We start from the raw sequence: 18,553 nt of genomic DNA, 5'->3' as shown, positions 1-18,553 counted from the left end.
TTCACTTATTGTTGTAGCGTCAACAATAAGTGTTAGTGGGAATCTTGTCCACCAGGTTGTTCGTTGTACAGCGCCGCGTGGAGGAGTGATAAATCTGATCGGCCGATGGCGCGCAGCGGAGTTTCATGCGGACGCCCGGTTTCGGTGATGAGTCCAAATTGTGCGCTATCCGGGTGCATGAGCTTGGCTACCGCACTGGTCGCGGATGTATCCCTGCTGAAGAACTCCACGTGTTCGCTGTGTTCCGCATATTTCAGTGCATCGGCAACAGTTTTTGCATCCAGGCGATTGTCGTCGTCAAGGTCATTTGCCACCCAGCGCGCGATCGTATTGGTGGTGAGCAGCCCTGCGAATTTTCCGTCGTGGTAAAGCGGAAACTGGGAAATGTTGCTCTGCTGAATCAAGCGCAAGGCTTCCAGGATGCTGTCAGTGGGAGAGAGATGTTGCACTGGCTTGGGGCCGAGGATTTGGAGCGCGGTAACTGGTGCGACGAGTGCATCTCTAATGGCGCTCAGGGTGCTGATCGCATCCTCGCGGGGATCTGCGATCGGCTCACCGTCGACGAAACTGCCGTGCACAATGGCGTTGCGGAGCTCGGCACACTCTTGCAGGATGTTGGATTGTTGCTCTGTAACGAGCTGTTTGCGTGCGGCAAGGCGAACCATCCACGCAAACCCGTCTGAGTTTTTAGCTTTGAGGGTGGTGCGTAAGTGGGCTTCAATGTCATTGAAGAAAGCCAGGAATGTGGTTGCACGAGACGTCATTCCTCAATGCTATGGCAAGTCCCAGGGTGTAGCCCGGCCAAGAAAGTGTCGATCAGCTGTCGCTCGAGGTTTTCAACAGGAAACAGGAGCGATTGCGCGGGTGGGCGCGCCGCCTGAATGAGGCCCGCAATGAAGAATCGGGAGGAAATCTCAGGCCGGATGAGCTGCTTGTCACGGGCTAGGCCGACGATGGCGCGGTTGTTTTTGATCAGCTTGGCGCGAGTGTCTGCGAAGTGTGGGAGCAGTTCGTGTACAGATTCCTCGGATACATTCACGATCAGTGGCGCTAGGCCTAAGTTGTAAAGGTCATGTGCGTAGCGTCGCAGCGCGGTGTCGGGGTGCTGTTGGAAAGACGCGAGGGTAGCAGTTTGGACATCGATAATGCGACCCAGCAGCTCGCCGAGCGAGGCGATGAGCAGGGAATCTTTGTCCTTGAAGTTTCGATAGACCGTTGCGATGCCGACCTTTGCTACTTTCGCGACATCCTCGAGAGTTCCGGAGTTTGCCCCGTGAGCGAATACCGTCTGGGCGGCGGCAACGATGGCTTCTCTACGTCGCAGAGCATCAGAGCGCATGGTGATCCTTTCGCGGCTTGCTTTTGCAGCCTGGGTAGGTGCAAGATGGTTCGAGCATAACTGATAGTCCACCCTCCACTTAAATTGCTGGAAAGCTGTATATGACCAGTTCCGAACAGAGCGAATTTCTCCGAGTTTCCGGGCTGACCGTTTCCACGGGAATGGCAGTACCTGACTTTGACCTCGCTACACCCCTCAACCTGCTCTACACGGGTAGGGAAGCCTCCGCGACCACGACGATGCTGACCATTGCTGGCCGCATGAAACCCAAAGCGGGAACGGTGAGTTTGGTTGCCGATGGCGAGGAATACTCTCGCCCGCGTGATATCGCGCGTCGTACCGCTTTGGCCGGTGTGACCGATATCGATGGCCTTGATCGCAACGTCAGCGTGGCTTCCTACGTGCGTGAAGTTTCCGCATGGACTAAACCCTGGTACCGCAGCACGCCGCGCGACATAGCCAATATTCCTGAATGGGCCCACATCTGTGAACTCTTCGACCTAGACCTCGACCCGGCGCAGCACGTAGGCAAGCTAAACCCGACCCACCGCTTCGTCCTGCGAGTTGCATTGGCAGTGCTAGCTCGTCCGGCACCCGCGCTAGTTGTAATCGACGATATCGACCAGGTTCGCAGCCTGGAGATTCGCAGTGAACTCATCGAGCAACTCCGCGCCTTGGCGCAGGTGGCTCCAGTCCTGGTGGCATCCACCAACCAGGATAACCAAGCGCAATTCGACACTGTCATTTCGTTGATGGGGACGGAGGCCTAAGACATGAACCTCTTCCATTTTGGATCGGAAATTCGGCGCTTTGCCACCGGTAAGCTGCCCCGGGCGGCGTTCGTCGTACTCACCCTCTTACCCTTGATTTTTGGTGGGCTCTTTCCTTGGGCGTATTGGGACCCGATCACCGGACTCAAAGATCTCCCGGTCGCCGTAGTGAACTCCGACGAGGGCGCCGAGGCGCGCGGTCAGCGAATCAACGCAGGTGAACAAGTACAACAGAAGCTGATCGAAAATGACAGAGTTGGTTTCACCGCCGCTACGGCGGAAGAAGCTGCGCAGGGCGTTGCTGACGGTACCTATTACTTTGCGCTGGAGCTGCCGAAAGACTTTTCTGCCTCAGTAGTTAGCGTGGATACCGACCAACCGCATGCGGCGCAAATCGCTACTGTGTACAACAATGCGAACGGCTTCATCGCCACCATGCTCGGCAATCAGGTCACCAATCAGGTCATCGCTACCATTGACGCCGAATTAGGCAAGAAGGCTACCGACCAGCTGCTGGTTGGCTTCAATACCATCGGTGCCGGCATGAACCAGGCTGCCGATGGCTCCGCCCAGCTGGCAGAAGGAGTCGGATCGGCGCGCGAAGGCTCGGACAAGTTGGCCGATGGCACTAGCGAACTGACCTCCAAATCCGCGCAGCTCGACGAGGGCGCCAAAAAACTCGTCGATGGTGCCGGTCAACTCGACGGCGGGATCAAGCAGGCCGCAGCAGGTGCAACCACGCTATCGACTGGCATGGACACCTTGTCTGGCGCGACGACTCAGCTTGGCGACGGCGCCAGCCAAATCTCCGCGGGCGTAGACCAAATCGTTGCCAAGGCAGACACAGCGACTGCGACCCAAGAGCAGATTGTGGCCCCGTTGATCAACGCTTCCGCGCAATTGCGCGCGTTGGGTATCCCGGCCGCGATGGACTTGGCAAATCAATTCGATGCCACCGTCAACACGATCAACGCTCAAGGTGTGGGACCCGCATCACCGATCTCCTCGGACCTGCACCGACTGCAAAGTGGCGCGCAGACGCTGGCCTATCAGCTGGGCGATCCAAACTCGGACTACCGCTCTGGCATGACGCGCGCGCAATCCGGATCGCAGGAGTTGGCCTCCGGGTTGGCGAAGCTCTCGGACGGATCTGGGGCACTGCTCGTCGGCACGCAAACACTATCCGACGGCACTAGCCGGCTTGTCGACGGCACCACCCAGCTTTCCGTGGGCGCCTCAGCGCTAAGAGACGGGCTGGTCCAACTAGATGAGGGTTCTGACTCCCTCAGTCTGAAGCTGCGCGAGGGCGCAGACCAGGTTCCGCAATTCGGGGAAGAAAAGCGCGACGCGGCCTCAACGACTCTCGGACAAATGGTGCAAACCCATAATGCTGGACAAGAATTCACCAAGTTCGGCCCCGGTCTGGTCCCGTTCTTCGCCTCCTTGGCGATGTTCCTCGGTGGCACGATGATGTTCATGGTGCTGCGTCCGCTGAAGCGGCGTGCGATCGATTCTGGGATGCATCCGTTCCGAGTGGCGCTGTCCTCTTGGCTGCCGGGAATGGTCGTCGGCACGCTGCAGGCCAGCGCAGTCTGGTTTGTCCTCGACGTGTTGCTGGGGATCAACGCTGTTCACCCCCTCGGATTCTGGCTCGCGCTTGTTGGCGTATCGATGACCTTCGTGGCCGTGACGCAGGCGATCAATGCGATCCTCGGCACCTCGGCGGGCCGCTTGCTCTGCATCATGCTGATGGCCCTGCAACTGGTTTCCTCTGGCGGTCTCTACCCACCTGAGACCCAGCCGGCATTCCTGCGCTGGTTCCACACTTATGATCCGATTACCTACTCGGTGAACCTATTCCGGCAAATGATCGTCGGTGGACATTCACACTGGGATGGTCGCTTCGAGCAGTCGCTCATGATCCTGCTGTGCGTCTTTGCCGTTTCGCTCGCCTTGACGAGCCTGTCGGCGTGGCGTGATCGGATGATCAGTCAAGAAAAGCTGCACCCAGAGCTCAACATCTAACCTTCCAAGCTCCTGGTGTTTCCAGTGTAAAAGGGGCGCAACCACACGTGGTTGCGCCCCTTTTTAGCTGTTGAACGGCTGGAGTATTACTTGTAAACGCCACGCCCCAAGGTGTCACAGGACTTCATCGAGCCCGTCCGGTATCCGGTAAGGAAGGCGTTGGCACGCTCCTCGGAAGAACCGTGCGTCCACTGGTCGGGACGGACTTGGCCACCAGACCGCTTTTGGATGTTGTCGTCGCCAACAGCGGCGGCGGTGCGAACTGCATCTTCAACTTGGGCGTCGGTGATGGTCTCGAGTCCGAACTCAGGATCGTCGTCAGCGTAGTGCGCCCAGATTCCTGCGTAGCAGTCTGCCTGTGTTTCGATCTTGACAGCGTTAGAGTCTGCACCTGGATCGTTGTAGTTTGACAGGCCGAGGGTCTCTTCCAAATTTTGGATGTGATGGCCGAACTCATGGGCCATAATGTACTCCTGAGCCAATGGGGCGTTCTCGCCGCCAAACTGGGTCATCGTGTCAAAGAAAGAGATATCGAAGTATGCAGTTTGGTCTCCGGGGCAGTAAAACGGGCCGGTGTTGGCGCTAGCTTGACCACAGCCAGTCATCGTCGTGTTCCTGAAATTCACGAGTCCCGGCTTGGTGTACTGGATGTTGGCCTGTTCTGGCAAGACCCGCTCCCAAACCTTGTCGATAGATTGGCCGGTTAATTCGACGCGGCAATCCACGTTCTCATTCGCGTCCTTGCCAGTCTGGCAGTTATCAAAACCATCGGACTGCTCTTGTCCAGCAGGCAACTGTTGCTGGTCTTGGCCTAGGACCTGGCCGATGTCTGCTGGGTTGCCACCGAGGAGTAGAAACAGGCCCACCATCAGCAAAGTGCCGATGCCACCGCCGGCTGCGAGTCGTCCGCCTCCGCTACCGCCGCGTCGGGCGCGGTTACCGTCCTTTTGGAAGTCTTCACGGAAAGTCATAATGCAATCTTTCCATATCGAGTGTGCAGTCGGCGCAACAATTCTTCAAAACCCAAGGCCGATCACTCAATTGTTACACTGACGCGGGTAGACTAACCCGAGTAAAACTAACGACTGAAGCTTTCGCTGGAAGGACACGATCTTAAGTGCTGCGTACGCACCTCGCGGGGGATCTCCGTAAAGATACTGTTGGGCAAACCGTCACCCTGACCGGTTGGGTAGCCCGCCGTCGAGATCATGGAGGCGTGATCTTCATTGACCTGCGCGATCGCTCGGGCCTAGCCCAGGTCGTGTTCCGTGAGAGTGAGGTCGCTGAGCGCGCTCACCACCTGCGCTCTGAGTTCTGTCTCCGCGTCACCGGCGTTGTTGAAGCTCGCCCAGCAGGATCCGAGAATCCAAATCTCGCTTCCGGCGATATTGAAATCAATGTCACCGAGCTGGAGATCCTCAATGAGGCTGCAGCGCTGCCATTCCAGATCGATGACCAGTCCAATTCCGGCGAGGTCGGCGAAGAAACCCGCCTGAAGTACCGCTACCTGGATCTCCGCCGCGAATCCCAGGGGAGTGCGCTGCGCCTGCGTTCTGAGGTTAATAAGGCGGCTCGTCGCGTGCTCGACGCAAATGACTTTACTGAGATTGAAACCCCAACGCTTACCCGTTCCACCCCAGAAGGTGCGCGTGACTTCCTCGTTCCTGCACGCCTGAAGCCGGGCTCTTGGTACGCCCTGCCACAGTCCCCACAGCTGTTCAAGCAGCTGCTCATGGTTGCCGGCATGGAGCGCTACTACCAGATCGCTCGTTGCTACCGCGACGAAGACTTCCGTGCGGACCGCCAGCCGGAGTTCACCCAGTTGGATGTTGAGATGTCCTTCGTCGACCAGGACGATGTCATTGCGTTGGCAGAACAGGTCATCACCGAAGTCTGGAAGACCATCGGCTACGAGGTCACCACACCGATCCCACGTATGACCTACGCAGATGCCATGAAGTACTACGGCTCAGATAAGCCTGATCTGCGCTTTGACATCAAAATCGTGGAGTGCACCGAGTTCTTCGAGAACACCAGCTTCCGCGTGTTCAAGAATGACTATGTTGGTGCCGTCGTTATGCAAGGCGGCGCTTCGCAGCCACGTCGTCAGCTCGACGCTTGGCAGGAGTGGGCCAAGCAGCGTGGCGCTAAGGGCCTGGCCTACATCCTGGTCGGCGAAGATGGCGAGTTGGGCGGCCCAGTTGCCAAGAACATCACCGACGAAGAGCGCGCAGGCATCGCAGCTCACGTTGGCGCACAGCCCGGCGACTGCATCTTCTTCGCGGCGGGCGACGCCAAGAGCTCCCGCGCACTGCTCGGCGCAGCCCGCGGTGAGATCGCCAAGAAGCTGGATCTGATCAAGGACGGCGACTGGGCCTTCACCTGGGTCGTTGATGCGCCGCTCTTCGAACCATCTGCAGACGCTACCGCTTCCGGCGACGTGGCACTCGGACACTCGAAGTGGACCGCGGTTCACCACGCTTTCACCTCTCCGAAGCCAGAGTGGCTGGATAACTTTGATGAGAACCCAGGCGAAGCGACCGCCTACGCCTATGACATCGTTTGCAACGGCAATGAAATCGGCGGCGGCTCGATCCGTATTCACCGCAAGGATATCCAAGAGCGTGTCTTCGCCGTCATGGGAATTACTGAGGAAGAAGCCAGTGAGAAGTTCGGCTTCCTGCTGGAGGCCTTCTCCTACGGCGCTCCACCACACGGCGGCATCGCTTTCGGTTGGGACCGTATCGTCTCGCTGCTCGGTGGCTATGACTCGATTCGCGACGTCATCGCCTTCCCGAAGTCGGGCGGCGGCGTGGACCCACTGACCGATGCTCCGGCCCCAATCACCCCGCAACAGCGCAAAGAAGCGGGAATTGACGCCAAGCCGAAGAAGGCTGCAGAGCCTGCCGAAGGCTAAAAGTCACGGCACCAACGAGGCGGGTAATGCGGGTATCCCAGCCTGGTAATCACAGTTCCCGCAAGGGAAAGTGGTGTTCGCCATGAGCGATACCACTTTCTTTCTGCCTAAAGACTAGGGCACAATCAATCAGGGAGAATAACAGCTATTCTCTTATAGGCCTTCAAGGAGGACGTGGCGATGCCTACGGATTCGCAGATTATCGAGCTTGCAGCCGAGCTGCTTTCGCGTCGATTCGGCGGCACCCAGGTCTTGACGGACCCGGAGGTGCTGAGTGGTTCCGGTTCCGCGCGCGTCATTCGGGTACGCGTAGGTACCTCGCCATTCCTCGAAGAGCGCACCGTAGTGGTCAAGTTCGTGCCAGCGTCGGAAGACGCCATTGATGATGCCGCCTTGGTTCGGGAAATTGTTGCCTACCAATTCACCAATTCCCTCAGTGCGGATGTGCGACCCGGGCCACTGTTGCTTGCACACGACGTAGACCACCGCATCCTGGTGATCACCGATATCGGCGACGGTGAAACCTACGCAGACTTGCTCTCTAGCGGCGATGCGTCGGTCCGGAAGCAATCCTTGCGCAACCTAGGGCGTGCCCTGGGCAAACTGCAGGTGGGCACCGCGCTGCGGGAAGCAGATTTTGAGGTCTTGTTGGGCCGAATGCTCAAAGCACATCCGGACACGTCCTACCTGCAGAACCTGCGCGAGATGTCGCTGTTGGCCTCTATAGACAACGGCTTAGAACTGATCGCACAGTCCGGCGTTGAGGTGACCCCCGAGGTGCACAACGCTGCTCGTGAGGCGAAGCGACGCTTGATGTCCGGTCAGCACCGCGCTTTCACTCCCTTTGATCTTTCCCCGGATAACATCATCGAATCCGGACACACCTACTTTCTGGACTATGAGTGGGCCGGCTTCCGGGACTTCACTTTCGACGTTGCTTGCGTGATCGCAGGCTTCCCACAGTTCGTATCCGCGCGGATCATCACAGATGAGGAAGTAGACGCCTTTGTTGAAGCCTGGGCTCGGGAGACCAGGGAATTGTGGCCGAGCGCTGCTGACGTCGATAGGCGTGGTGCCCGGATCGTGACGGCCATGGTGGGTTGGGCGCTCGCCAGCGTGGCCTACCTCTACCACGGCTCCATGAACCAGGCGGTGTCTTTGGTAGGCACTGCCCAGCCCAGCGAACTAGGTGCTGAGGTATCGCCGGAGCTTGAGGCGATGATCTCCGCGGACATTGACGCTGAGTTCAACTTGTTCACCGCGGACTTCATTTCCGAAGGCACTGACCATGGTCGCATGGCCCGCAAGGACCTTTTTGAGACCTTTGAGGCGTTGAGCAGGTTCGCTGCTAGGTGGGAAGACGGTCGATTCGCCGCTATTCAGCATTTCGCCGCCACCATCGCCGAGCGCCTGAGCGATTCCGACGGGTAGCCCCGTGAGCCAATCCTCATTGTTTCCGGACGAGCCGAACCGCGCGGCGGAGCAATACTTCCATCCTGATCACGATGCGCCGCTTGCGGTCCGGATGCGACCGCGCAGCCTGGATGAAGTGATGGGGCAGGAGCACGTACTTGGCCCCGGTCGCCCACTGCGAAGAATCATCGAAGGCTCCGGGGAAGCCTCCGTGATTCTCTACGGTCCGCCCGGGACGGGAAAGACCACCATTGCTTCCCTTATCAGCGAGGCCACCGGAGATAATTTCGTTGGACTGTCTGCGCTGAACTCGGGGGTAAAGGAAGTGCGCGCAGTGATCGACCAGGCGCGCCGCGATCTCATCCACGGCCAGCGCACCGTCCTGTTCATTGACGAGGTCCACCGCTTCTCCAAGACCCAACAGGACGCGCTGCTCGCTGCCGTGGAAAACCGCACCGTGCTGCTTGTTGCCGCCACCACGGAAAACCCGTCTTTTTCTATTGTGGCTCCGTTGCTATCTCGCTCGTTGCTGATCCAGTTGCACTCGCTGGCACCGGAAGCAGTTGAGCAGGTGTTGCGTCGCGCGCTGAGCGACGCCCGTGGCCTAGCTGGTCGCATCACCGCCTCTGACACCGCGATCGAGATGCTCGTACAGCTGGCTGGCGGCGATGCCCGCAGGTCACTGACCTATTTGGAAGCAGCAGCGGAAGCTGTCCCAGACGGCGGGGAATTGACCCCTGAGATTGTCGGCGAGAACATCAACCGGGCTGTGGCTCGTTATGACCGTGACGGCGACCAGCACTATGACATCACCTCCGCCTTCATCAAGTCCATCAGAGGTTCAGATGTTGATGCGGCGCTGCACTACCTGGCCCGCATGATCGATGCTGGAGAGGACCCACGCTTTATCGCCCGGCGCCTAGTGATTCATGCCAGCGAGGACATTGGGATGGCCGATCCGACGGCGTTGCAAACCGCCATCGCCGCATACCAGGCCGTGTCCTTCATCGGGATGCCGGAGGCGCGGATCACCCTTGCCCACGCCACGGTTCATCTGGCGACGGCGCCGAAGTCCAACGCGGTATATGTGGCCATTGACCGCGCGCTTGGCGACGTCCGCAGGGGCGTAGTCGGAGTGGTGCCACCGCATTTGCGGGATGGACACTACGCGGGCGCGGAAAAGCTCGGCAATGCGGTCGGGTATCAGTACCCGCACGATGATCCACGGGGAATCGTCACCCAGCAGTACCTGCCGGAGGAACTGCGCGCTGCGGTGTACTACGAGCCCACCACGCATGGAGCAGAAAAGCGCCTCTCGGAGTTTATCGGCCGATTGCGGCGGATTGTGCGCGGCGGGAACTAAAGGGTGTTGCAGGGCGTAGCGCAACAGCGGGTAATGTAGTAACCCGTAACTTTATCGACCCACAAAGCGAGGAAATACGTCGTGCAGACCCACGAAATCCGGGAACGATTCACCCAGCATTTTGTCAACGCCGGACACACCGCGGTGCCCAGCGCGTCCCTGATTCTGGACGACCCTAACCTCCTCTTCGTCAACGCTGGCATGGTGCCCTTCAAGCCTTATTTCTTGGGCCAGCAGACCCCGCCGTTTGAAACCGCCACCAGCATCCAGAAGTGCGTGCGCACGCTGGACATTGAAGAAGTGGGTATCACCACGCGTCACAACACCTTCTTCCAGATGGCCGGCAACTTTTCCTTCGGCAACTACTTCAAAGAAGGCGCCATCAAGCATGCGTGGGCGCTGCTGACGAATCCCGTCTCTGAGGGTGGGTACGGCTTCGACCCCGAGAAACTCTGGGTCACGGTGTACCTGGATGATGACGAAGCCGCCGATATCTGGCACAAGCAGGTAGGTATCCCTACCGAGCGCATCCAGCGCCTAGGAATGGCCGATAACTACTGGTCCATGGGCGTACCAGGGCCCTGTGGCCCGTGTTCGGAGATCTACTATGACCGTGGCCCGGAGTACGGCAAGGATGGCGGCCCAGAAGCGGATGACTCCCGCTACCTGGAGATCTGGAACCTCGTTTTCATGCAAAACGAGCGGGGCGAGGGCATCGGCAAGGATAATTTTGAGATCCTTGGTCCGCTGCCAAAGAAAAACATCGATACCGGCATGGGTGTAGAACGCATCGCCTGCCTGCTACAGGGCGTCGACAATGTCTACGAGACTGACCTGCTGCGCCCGGTCATCGACGCCGCCGAGAAGCTCACCGGAGCGGCCTACGGCAAGGACAACCAGGACAACATTCGCTTCCGAGTCATCGCGGACCACTCCCGCACGGGCATGATGCTCATCCTCGATGGTGTCACCCCAGGTAACGAGGGGCGCGGCTACATCCTGCGTCGCCTGTTGCGCCGCATCATCCGTTCCGCGCGACTCCTCGGTGCTACCGGCCCAACAATGGCAGAGTTCATGAACACGATCATGGACACTATGACCCCGTCCTACCCGGAGATCGAGGGCTCCCGCGAGCGTATCCTCGCGGTAGCTGTGAACGAGGAAAAGGCCTTCCTCAACACGCTGGAATCCGGCACCAAGCTCTTTGAAGAGGCGGCAGCCGAGGTCAAGGCTTCCGGTCACAACACCATCGCCGGTGCCGAAGCGTTCACCCTCCACGACACCTATGGATTCCCAATCGACCTCACCTTGGAGATGGCTTCCGAGGCTGGCCTCACCGTCGACGAGGCAGGCTTCCATGGCCTAATGGCTGAGCAGAAGGCCCGCGCGAAGGCAGATTCCCAGGCTAAAAAGCATGGTCACGTGGATCTTTCTGTTTACCGCGAGTGGGTTGATCAGCACCCAACGGAATTCGTGGGCTTTGAGAATCTCGAAGCCGAGGCCCAGGTGCTCGGCCTGATATCTGGCGGCAAGAAGATAAGTGCGGCCGGCGCTGGGCAAGAAGTTGAAGTCATCCTTGACGTCACCCCGATGTACGCCGAAGCAGGTGGCCAGCTGGGAGACCGCGGCCTGATCAAGGCCGGTAGCGCTGTGCTGCGGGTTGGCGACGTACAGAAGATCGGCAAGAAGCTGTGGGTACACCGCGCAGTGGTTGAGGAAGGCGAATTGGGGCTGGAGCGGGTTACCGCCGCCGTCGATAAGCAGTGGCGTCATGCCGCGCGCCAGGCGCACACCGCAACCCACCTGATTCACGCCGCATTGCGCCAGGTGCTCGGCCCAACTGCCGTTCAGGCAGGTTCTATGAACAAGCCGGGTTACCTGCGCTTCGACTTCAACTACACCGATGCGCTCACCCCAGAGCAGTTGCACCAGATCGAACAGATCACTAACCAGGCCGTGGACACTGACTGGCAGGTTAACACCATTGAGACCTCCCTCGACGAGGCTAAGGCCATGGGCGCTATGGCGCTGTTCGGCGAGAACTATGGCAGCGAAGTACGCCTGGTGGAAATCGGTGGGCCATTCTCGATGGAGCTGTGCGGTGGCACCCATGTCACGCACTCTTCGCAGGTTGGTCCGGTAGCGGTGCTGGGTGAAAGCTCCGTCGGCTCTGGTGTTCGCCGTATCGAGGCCTACTCCGGTTTGGACAGCTTCAGCTACCTTTCCAAGGAGCGGGCGCTGGCAGCCGGACTGGCAAGTTCGCTCAAGGCGCCTTCCGAGGAGCTTCCAGAGCGTATCGCCCAGCTCACGGAGAAGCTGAAGGCGGCCGAGAAGGAAGTCGAGCGGATGCGTCGCGCCCAGCTGATGGCTAAGACTGCCGAATATGCCAACCAGGCGCAGGATATCAACGGCTTCGCGCTGGTCGCAGCTCAGCTACCTGCCGGTGTCGAGGCTGGCGACCTGCGGGGCATCGCGACGGACCTGAAGAACCGGGTTGCTGATCGTGACGCCGTGATCGTGCTCAGCGTCGCAGCAGGGGAGAAGCTGCCTTACATCGTTGCAGCAACTAAGTCCGCCATCGCCCGCGGAATCAAGAGCGGAGACCTGGTGAAACTCATCGGACAGTATGTTGATGGTCGCGGTGGCGGCAAGCCAGACATGGCCCAAGGCGCCGGTAACAAGGCGGCTGGCTTCCAGAGCGCCGTCGCTGCGGTGCAGAAGGAGTTGGAAGACACGCCTCGTTAGCGCCCACACGAGCGCCCGAACACGATAAGTTGAGTTTCATGTCAACAGTGCAGCCGGATATTCCTGGGGAAAACGACCCCGGGGCAGGACGTCGATTAGGCATCGACGTCGGTACCGTCCGGATCGGGGTCGCCTACTCCAATCGTGAGGCGACCCTTGCCATGCCGCTGGAGACAGTCCCGCGTGAAACTGGGCTCAAGGATCGCGACGCCGGTGACATTGATCGTTTGCTCGACATCATCGCCGAGCACGATATCGTCGAGGTTGTCGTGGGGTTGCCTCGCAACCTCAGTGGGCAAGGTTCGAAGAGTGTCCGGCACGCCAAGGACATCGCCTTCCGCATCAAGCGGCGCAAGGACATTCCCGTCAAACTCGGGGACGAAAGGCTCACCACCGTTGCCGCGCTGAACGCCATCCACGCCGCAGGTCGTAGTGAGAAGGAAACCCGAGCTGTGATCGATCAGGTCGCAGCGGTGGAGATCTTGCAGTCCTGGTTGGATGCCCGACATCGATATTTGGAGAGATTATGAGAATGGAACCGAAGTATCGAAAGCGCCGCGAGCGGGGCTTGGCAGTACTCGTCGCCTGTTTGCTGCTACTCATCGGCACCATCGTGTACGTCGGCTACCTGCGTACCAACCCGCCGAGCACCCGCGATTTTGCGGGCAGCGGAAATGGAGAAACCGTGCTGGTAGAAATCGGAGAAGGCAAGAGCATCTCGGAACTCGGTCCGGAGCTCGTCAATCTCGGCGTGGTGAAGTCCAATGGTGCTTTCCAGGGCGCCGCAAGCAAAAACTCCGACGCTGCGAACGTCACTCCCGGTTTCTACCGGGTGCAGAAGCAAATGTCCGCCGAAGACGCGGTGGCAGCTCTCGTCGACCCACAGAACAAAGTAGAGCTGTTGCAGATCCCTGGTGGCCAAACCCTGAGCGACGTGCAGGTAGTAGGCGGCCAGAAACGCCAGGGCATCTATTCCAGCATTGAATCTGTCACGTGTGCACACGAAAAATGCGTCAAGGTTGCGGATCTGGAGCAGGTTGCCGCCAATACTGCGCCGGAACAACTCGGCGTGCCACAGTGGGCGTTGGAGCCGGTGAAGAAGCGTGGCGCGGACCCCAAGCGTCTGGAAGGCCTGATCATTCCTGGCCAGTACGTAATCAATCCTGAGCATGATGCCACTGCGATCCTTACCGACCTGATTACCCGCTCCGCCAAGCAGTACGAGGATTCCGGAATCGTGAGCCGCTCCCAGGCGATTGGCCTATCCCCATACGAGTTGCTCACTGCCGCTTCCTTGGTAGAACGCGAGGCGCCAAAGGGCGATTTTGACAAGGTAGCGCGAGTTATTTTGAACCGCCTCAAGGAGCCTATGCGCCTAGAGTTCGACTCGACGGTCAATTATGGCCTGAAGGACGTCGAAGTGGCTACCAGGGACGAGGATCGTAAGCGGGAGACCCCGTGGAACACCTACGCCAAGGAAGGGCTACCGGAAACCCCGATTTCCGCCGCCTCCATGGAAGCCATCGAAGCGATGGAGCACCCGGCTGAGGGAGACTGGCTCTTCTTCGTCACGATCAACCGCGACGGTACCACCGTTTTCAACCGCTCCTTCGAAGACCATCAACGCGATACCCAAAAATCCATTGACAACGGCGTGTTGGATAGCCACCGCTAATGGAACTCGCTGCGGTCCTCGGAAGCCCGATTGAGCATTCGCTTTCTCCGGTGTTGCACAACGCCGGCTACGCCGCGCTGGGCATGCACTGGCACTACGTGAAGAAGGAATGCACTGCTGAGCAGTTGCCCGCTGTGCTCGACCGTGATTTTAGGGGCTATTCGGTCACTATGCCCTGCAAGTTTGCGGCCCTTGAAGTGGCGGACACCGCCACTGATCGTGCCCGCGAGATCGGATCCGCCAATACCTTGGTGCGGACTCGACACGGGTGGCACGCGGACAACACGGATGTTGACGGCGTGCTCGGTGCCATCGCGGAGCTCGGTGTTAGCCCCAAAACGGCGGTGCTCATCGGCGGTGGTGGTACCGCTCGTGCGGTGCTTTGGGCGCTACGGAGCTTAGGTTGTGACGACATCACGCTGATGAACCGGAGCGACCGCGGTGCGGAACTCGGCGTGCCTTGGGTCCCGCTAGGCGAGGTGCCTGCTAGCGACATCGTGATCTCCACCCTGCCGGGAAGCGCGGCAGCTGCGCTCGACGTTTCGGCCCCGCTTTTCGACGTCTCCTACAGTCCTTGGCCACCGCCACTGATCAAAAAGGCCAGGGAGAAGAAGCTCCCAGCAGTCGCCGGGCATGTCATGTTGGCTTATCAAGCCTATGCACAGTTCGAGCTGTTCACTGGGGAACCAGCACCACAAGAACGTATGCGTGCTGCGCTGGAGGGGCACCTCGGCCTAAGCTAAACCCATGGGGTTGGGGGTATTCCTGTGGGCCACCGCATTGTGTGGCTGGGACATCTGTTTCCGTAGGCTGCCTAATCTGCTGACGCTTCCGGCGGCCCTGGTGGCGCTCGTGGTCTTTCCTGGTAGTTGGTGGGGAGCCAGCTGGGCGTTGTTGTATCTCGGGCGTGGCATTGGCGGCGGTGACGCCAAGCTGGCCATTAGCCTTGGCGTGGTTGCAGCCCGGGAAGGGGTAGTGCAATTGCTACTAGTGATCCTGCTCGCTTCAGTGCTGAGTCTGATGGCATGTGTGGTTTTCAGAACTCGATCAGTGCCGCATGGCCCGTCTATGCTGGCAGCCACCTTTTTGTTGGTGGCGGATATTTGAAAGGTATGCACAAGCGTGAAAGAATGATGGGCATGCTTCGATGGACTACTGCAGGGGAATCGCACGGCCAGGCCCTCATCGCGATGCTCGAGGGAATGCCGGCTGGCGTTCCACTGAGCTCAGAAGAGGTCTCCCAGCAACTGGCGCGGCGTCGCCTTGGATATGGTCGCGGCGCGCGAATGAAGTTCGAAGCCGATGAGGTCACGCTACTGACCGGCGTTCGCCTGGGGCAGACCCTAGGCAGCCCGCTGGCCATCATGATCGGCAATACGGAGTGGCCAAAGTGGACCACCATCATGTCCGCCGATCCTGTGGACCTGGACAGCGCAGAAGTTCAGGAAGCCTTTGCTTCCGGTAGAGGCGCGCAGCTTACCCGCCCGCGTCCTGGACACGCGGACTTCTCCGGGATGCTCAAGTACAACTTCGCGGATGCCCGAAACGTGCTGGAACGCGCATCGGCGCGTGAAACCGCGGCCCGCGTGGCAGCCGCCACCGTGGCCCGCAACTTTCTGCGGGAAGCACTGGGCGTGGAGGTAATCTCCCATGTCGTCGGCATCGGCGGATTCCGCTACAGCGGCGCACTGCCGGACGTCGAGCAACAAGGCCTGATAGACGAATCCCCGGTGCGTGCGCTAGATAAAGACGCTGAGTCCGAGATGATCGCGGAGATCGAGGCAGCTAAGAAAGCCGGGGACACGCTAGGCGGTGTTGTTGAGGTGGTGGTCAAGGGACTGCCTATCGGACTTGGGTCGCACACTTCGGGCGAATCGCGTCTCGACGCGCAGCTTGCGGCTGCCCTCATGAGCATTCAGGCGATCAAGGGCGTGGAGATCGGCGACGGTTTTGAGCAAGCCCGCAGCCGCGGGAGCCAAGCCCACGACCAAATTGTGCGTTCCGAAGACGGAGTGCAGCGGGAGAGCAACCGCGCGGGCGGTCTCGAGGGCGGCATGACCAACGGGGAAACCCTGGTAGTACGTGCAGCGATGAAACCGATCTCCACGGTGCCCCGCGCGCTGAAGACGGTGGATATGAGTAGTGGTGACGCCGCCAGTGCGATCCATCAACGCTCCGATGTCTGCGCTGTCCCGGCAGCCGGCGTGGTGGCCGAGGCCATGGTGGCCTTGGTACTAGCACGGGCGGTGATTGAGAAGTTCGGTGGAGACAGCCTGGTGGAGACCAAACGCAATATTGATTCCTACCGGGATTACCTCGCGCAGCGTTTGGCTTTCGGTACAGGAGCAGCACATGACTAGTTTGGTGCTTGTAGGCCCGCCGGGGGCGGGGAAGTCCACCATTGGGCGTCGATTAGCGCGCGCCCTCAATGTGGAGCTCGTTGACACGGATGCGCTCATTGAGCAGCAACTGGGCAAGTCTTGCGGCGAGATCTTCACCGAGCTCGGCGAAGCGGAATTTCGGCGCGTGGAGGAAAGCGTCGTCGCGGCGGCGCTGCAGCATAACGCCGTGATTAGCCTCGGCGGTGGCGCGGTGCTGAGCCAACAGACGCGGGACCTGCTGGCCGAATGCGAGGTGATTTGGCTGGATGTTTCAGTAGCCGAAGGCCTCAAACGCACGAGTGGGGAAGCTACCCGGCCGGTGCTCCATGCCGCGGACCGGGAGGCTCGTTATCGCGAGATCCTGGATTCCCGCCGCCCGCTTTATCAAGAGGTTGCAACCTTCAAGGCGCGCACCAGCGATTCCACCCCACAGAAGATAGTCACTGAAATTCTGTCCTACCTGGAGAATCAATGAGCATCATCGAGGTCAACGGCGCCGCGCCTTATCGCGTCACCATCGGACGTGGCGTACTCGAACAGGTCGCGCAGGTGCCGGCGGCCAAGGTGCTCATCGTGCATCAACCGGTCATGCGTGCGCAGGCCACACAGCTCGCCCAGTCATGGAATGCCGAGGCCCATCTATTTGAAATCCCGGACGCTGAGGACGGTAAAACTCTCGCCGTGTGCGAGCGTGCTTGGGATTTTCTCGGTGACAAAGGCTTTGGAAGAAGCGATCTAGTTCTCGGGCTTGGCGGCGGTGCTACCACTGATGTCGCAGGATTCATCGCTGCGGCCTGGATGCGAGGCATTCGCGTTGTCCAGGTGCCCACCACGCTCCTGGCGATGGTGGACGCAGCCGTAGGTGGCAAGACCGGCATCAACACGGCGGCAGGGAAGAACCTCGTGGGCGCATTCCACGAGCCAAGCGCGGTGTTCGTGGACCTCAATTTCCTGGACACGCTGCCGCAGGAAGAGCTCGTTTCGGGTTCCGCCGAGATCATCAAGACTGGCTTCATTGCGGACGAGGAGATCTTGCGGATCTACGAAGCCGGAGCGAGCAACCAGCTGCAGGAACTCATCGAGCGCGCCATCGCAGTGAAGGCCCGCGTGGTCTCGGCCGACCTGAAGGAGAGCTCGCTGCGCGAAATCCTCAACTACGGGCACACCTTCGGCCATGCCGTGGAACTGCAGGAAAACTACCGCTGGCGGCACGGGAACGCGGTCGCCGTGGGTATGAGCTTTATCGCGCACTTATCGCAGCAACGGGGACTGTTTGGTCCAGAGCTGCTACAGCGCCACCTGGATATCATTTCTGCGGCCGGGCTACCGGTGCGCTACGACGGCGACTTCGAGGAACTGTATACAGCGATGATGCGGGATAAGAAGAACCGTGATGGCAACATTCGTTTCGTCGCGATCACCGAGGTTGGCAAAACCACCCGTCTCAGCGACGTGAGCAAGGAAGAACTCCGCAACGCATTTAAGGCGATGAACGCATGATCCTAGTTTTGAATGGGCCGAACCTGGACCGCTTGGGCAAGCGGCAGCCGGAGATCTACGGCGCGACCACGCTTATCGACGTCGAAAAGCGCATCAGCGCAGTAGCAGCCGAGCTGGCGCTGGAGGTAGAGTGCCGACAATCCAATCACGAAGGCGTGTTGATCGACTGGGTGCATGAGGCAGCCGAAAAGGGCTGGCAGGTGATCATCAACCCCGGCGGTTACACCCATACCTCAGTGGCGCTGCGCGACGCGCTGGTGGAAGTCGAGTTCATCGAGGTTCATATTTCCAACGTGCACGCTCGGGAACCCTTCCGGCAGCACAGCTTCCTTTCCCCAATCGCAAAGGGGGTTATCGCGGGACTGGGCACAAAAGGCTATGAATTAGCCCTACGTGGCATGGCGGAAGAAGTACGATAAACCACA

17 protein-coding genes are annotated in these 18,553 nt (G+C 59.6%); 14 read left to right on the top strand and 3 right to left on the bottom strand.

Annotation, left to right across the window (positions count from 1 at the left end; all coding sequences use genetic code 11):
* Positions 1–32 precede the first annotated feature (32 nt).
* Together WG936_RS00915 and WG936_RS00910 are read right to left on the bottom strand one after the other, a co-directional pair.
* A complete protein-coding gene (locus tag WG936_RS00915; protein WP_339563465.1) occupies positions 33–764 on the bottom strand; it encodes a CBS domain-containing protein in 732 nt (243 codons plus the stop codon).
* Positions 761–1,339, bottom strand: a complete 579-nt coding sequence (locus WG936_RS00910) for a TetR/AcrR family transcriptional regulator (RefSeq protein ID WP_339563466.1) — start codon at positions 1,337–1,339, stop codon at positions 761–763. The genes WG936_RS00915 and WG936_RS00910 overlap by 4 nt, the downstream gene beginning before the upstream one ends.
* Positions 1,340–1,440: 101 nt before the next feature.
* Between WG936_RS00910 and WG936_RS00905 the strand changes: the two genes are divergently transcribed.
* Entirely contained in the window at positions 1,441–2,109 is a 669-nt protein-coding gene (locus tag WG936_RS00905) for a hypothetical protein (RefSeq protein ID WP_339563467.1), read from the top strand.
* Between the two features lie 3 nt (positions 2,110–2,112).
* Positions 2,113–4,134: a YhgE/Pip domain-containing protein gene (locus tag WG936_RS00900; RefSeq protein ID WP_339563468.1), complete on the top strand. Its 2,022-nt coding sequence runs from the start codon at positions 2,113–2,115 to the stop codon at positions 4,132–4,134.
* An 86-nt stretch (positions 4,135–4,220) separates the two neighbouring features.
* On the opposite strand, the gene ypfJ is transcribed toward WG936_RS00900, so the two are convergent.
* Positions 4,221–5,105, bottom strand: coding sequence for a KPN_02809 family neutral zinc metallopeptidase (gene ypfJ, locus WG936_RS00895; RefSeq protein WP_339571858.1), 885 nt, complete (start codon positions 5,103–5,105; stop codon positions 4,221–4,223).
* 146 nt (positions 5,106–5,251) lie between these two features.
* Here ypfJ and aspS point away from each other — a divergent pair, with 146 nt between their 5' ends.
* The 12 genes from aspS to aroQ all read left to right on the top strand — a co-directional run bounded on the left by aspS (position 5,252) and on the right by aroQ (position 18,547).
* Positions 5,252–7,051, top strand: a complete 1,800-nt coding sequence (aspS, locus tag WG936_RS00890) for an aspartate--tRNA ligase (RefSeq protein WP_339571857.1) — start codon at positions 5,252–5,254, stop codon at positions 7,049–7,051.
* A 180-nt stretch (positions 7,052–7,231) separates the two neighbouring features.
* Positions 7,232–8,482: a phosphotransferase gene (locus WG936_RS00885; RefSeq protein ID WP_339563471.1), complete on the top strand. Its 1,251-nt coding sequence runs from the start codon at positions 7,232–7,234 to the stop codon at positions 8,480–8,482.
* Positions 8,483–8,501: 19 nt separating this feature from the next.
* Positions 8,502–9,827, top strand: a complete 1,326-nt coding sequence (locus WG936_RS00880; protein WP_339572024.1) for a replication-associated recombination protein A — start codon at positions 8,502–8,504, stop codon at positions 9,825–9,827.
* 81 nt (positions 9,828–9,908) lie between these two features.
* Complete coding sequence (gene alaS, locus WG936_RS00875) at positions 9,909–12,572, top strand: alanine--tRNA ligase (RefSeq protein ID WP_339571856.1); 2,664 nt, start codon at positions 9,909–9,911, stop codon at positions 12,570–12,572.
* 38 nt (positions 12,573–12,610) lie between these two features.
* Positions 12,611–13,102 (top strand): Holliday junction resolvase RuvX, encoded by a 492-nt coding sequence (gene ruvX, locus WG936_RS00870; RefSeq protein WP_339563473.1) that lies wholly within the window; start codon positions 12,611–12,613, stop codon positions 13,100–13,102.
* Positions 13,099–14,247: an endolytic transglycosylase MltG gene (mltG, locus tag WG936_RS00865; protein WP_339563474.1), complete on the top strand. Its 1,149-nt coding sequence runs from the start codon at positions 13,099–13,101 to the stop codon at positions 14,245–14,247. Before ruvX ends, mltG begins: the two co-directional genes overlap by 4 nt.
* Positions 14,247–14,990: a shikimate dehydrogenase gene (locus tag WG936_RS00860; protein WP_339563475.1), complete on the top strand. Its 744-nt coding sequence runs from the start codon at positions 14,247–14,249 to the stop codon at positions 14,988–14,990. Before mltG ends, WG936_RS00860 begins: the two co-directional genes overlap by 1 nt.
* Positions 14,991–14,994: 4 nt before the next feature.
* Positions 14,995–15,354, top strand: a complete 360-nt coding sequence (locus WG936_RS00855; protein ID WP_339571855.1) for a prepilin peptidase — start codon at positions 14,995–14,997, stop codon at positions 15,352–15,354.
* Between the two features lie 32 nt (positions 15,355–15,386).
* Positions 15,387–16,607 carry a chorismate synthase gene (gene aroC, locus WG936_RS00850; protein WP_339563477.1) on the top strand — a complete coding sequence of 407 codons (1,221 nt, stop codon included), beginning with the start codon at positions 15,387–15,389 and terminating at the stop codon, positions 16,605–16,607.
* Positions 16,600–17,103 carry a shikimate kinase gene (locus WG936_RS00845; RefSeq protein ID WP_339563478.1) on the top strand — a complete coding sequence of 168 codons (504 nt, stop codon included), beginning with the start codon at positions 16,600–16,602 and terminating at the stop codon, positions 17,101–17,103. Before aroC ends, WG936_RS00845 begins: the two co-directional genes overlap by 8 nt.
* A complete protein-coding gene (gene aroB, locus WG936_RS00840; protein ID WP_339571854.1) occupies positions 17,100–18,128 on the top strand; it encodes a 3-dehydroquinate synthase in 1,029 nt (342 codons plus the stop codon). Before WG936_RS00845 ends, aroB begins: the two co-directional genes overlap by 4 nt.
* On the top strand, positions 18,125–18,547 hold the full coding sequence (gene aroQ, locus WG936_RS00835) for a type II 3-dehydroquinate dehydratase (RefSeq protein WP_339563480.1): 423 nt from the start codon (positions 18,125–18,127) through the stop codon (positions 18,545–18,547). The genes aroB and aroQ overlap by 4 nt, the downstream gene beginning before the upstream one ends.
* Positions 18,548–18,553 lie beyond the last annotated feature (6 nt).

It is taken from the genome of Corynebacterium sp. H127 (genome assembly GCF_037482665.1).
Taxonomy (GTDB): Bacteria; Actinomycetota; Actinomycetes; order Mycobacteriales; family Mycobacteriaceae; genus Corynebacterium.
Note: the sequence above shows the minus strand (reverse complement) of the source record. Positions and strands in the feature narration are given on the sequence as shown.